General features: G+C 63.4%; 1 protein-coding gene. It reads left to right on the top strand.

The features are described from left to right. Nucleotides 1-1,250: NAD(P)(+) transhydrogenase (Re/Si-specific) subunit beta (locus KGA83_RS27855; RefSeq protein WP_223531380.1), on the top strand; the 1,250-nt coding region annotated here is incomplete at both ends.

The raw sequence follows: 1,250 nt of genomic DNA, 5'->3' as shown, positions 1-1,250 counted from the left end.
GCGCACGACGGCATCGTCTACGTGATCGTCGGCCTGCTGATCGGCGGCACGGCCGGTTCGATCATGGCCAAACGCGTCGAAATGACCAAGATGCCCGAACTGGTCGCCTTCATGCACAGCATGATCGGCCTGGCCGCGGTGTTCATCGCCGTGGCCGCCGTGGTCGAGCCGCAATCCTTGGGCATCGTGCAGAACCTCGGCGATGCGATCCCGGCCGGTAACCGCCTGGAACTGTTCCTCGGTGCCGCCATCGGTGCAATCACCTTCTCCGGTTCGGTCATTGCCTTCGGCAAGCTCGCCGGCAAGTACAAGTTCCGCCTGTTCCAGGGTGCACCGGTCCAGTTCAGCGGCCAACACAAGCTGAACCTGCTGCTGGGCCTGGCCACCCTGGGCCTGGGCATCACCTTCATGCTCACCGGCGACTACACCGCCTTCACCGTGATGCTGGCCCTGGCCTTCGTGCTCGGCGTGCTGATCATCATCCCGATCGGGGGTGCCGACATGCCCGTGGTCGTGTCGATGCTCAACAGCTACTCCGGCTGGGCAGCGGCGGGCATCGGCTTCTCGCTGAACAACTCGATGCTGATCATCGCCGGTTCGCTGGTGGGCTCAAGCGGTGCGATCCTCTCGTACATCATGTGCAAGGCGATGAACCGTTCCTTCTTCAACGTCCTGCTCGGTGGTTTCGGCAATACCGCAGAGGCCGCCGGCCCGGCGGGTGCGAAAGAAGCCCGTCCGGTGAAATCCGGGTCGGCCGACGACGCGACCTTCCTGCTGACCAACGCCGACACCGTGATCATCGTGCCGGGCTACGGCCTGGCGGTCGCCCGGGCGCAGCATGCGCTGAAGGAACTGACCGAGAAGCTGACCCACCGCGGCGTGACCGTGAAGTACGCGATCCATCCGGTGGCCGGTCGCATGCCCGGGCACATGAACGTGTTGCTGGCCGAGGCCGAAGTGCCTTACGACCAGGTGTTCGAGATGGACGACATCAACTCCGAGTTCGGCCAGGCCGACGTGGTGCTGGTGCTGGGTGCCAACGACGTGGTCAACCCGGCGGCGAAGAACGATCCGAAATCGCCGATTGCCGGCATGCCGATTCTCGAGGCGTTCAAGGCCAAGACCATCATCGTCAACAAGCGCTCGATGGCCAGCGGCTATGCCGGTCTGGACAACGAGCTGTTCTACCTGGACAAGACCATGATGGTGTTCGGTGACGCCAAGAAGGTCATCGAAGACATGGTCAAGGC

The organism is Pseudomonas sp. GL-R-19 (assembly GCF_019956375.1).
Lineage (GTDB): Bacteria > Pseudomonadota > Gammaproteobacteria > Pseudomonadales > Pseudomonadaceae > Aquipseudomonas.
The sequence above is the reverse complement of the archived record's forward strand: the minus strand, read 5'-3'. Positions and strand labels throughout refer to the sequence as shown.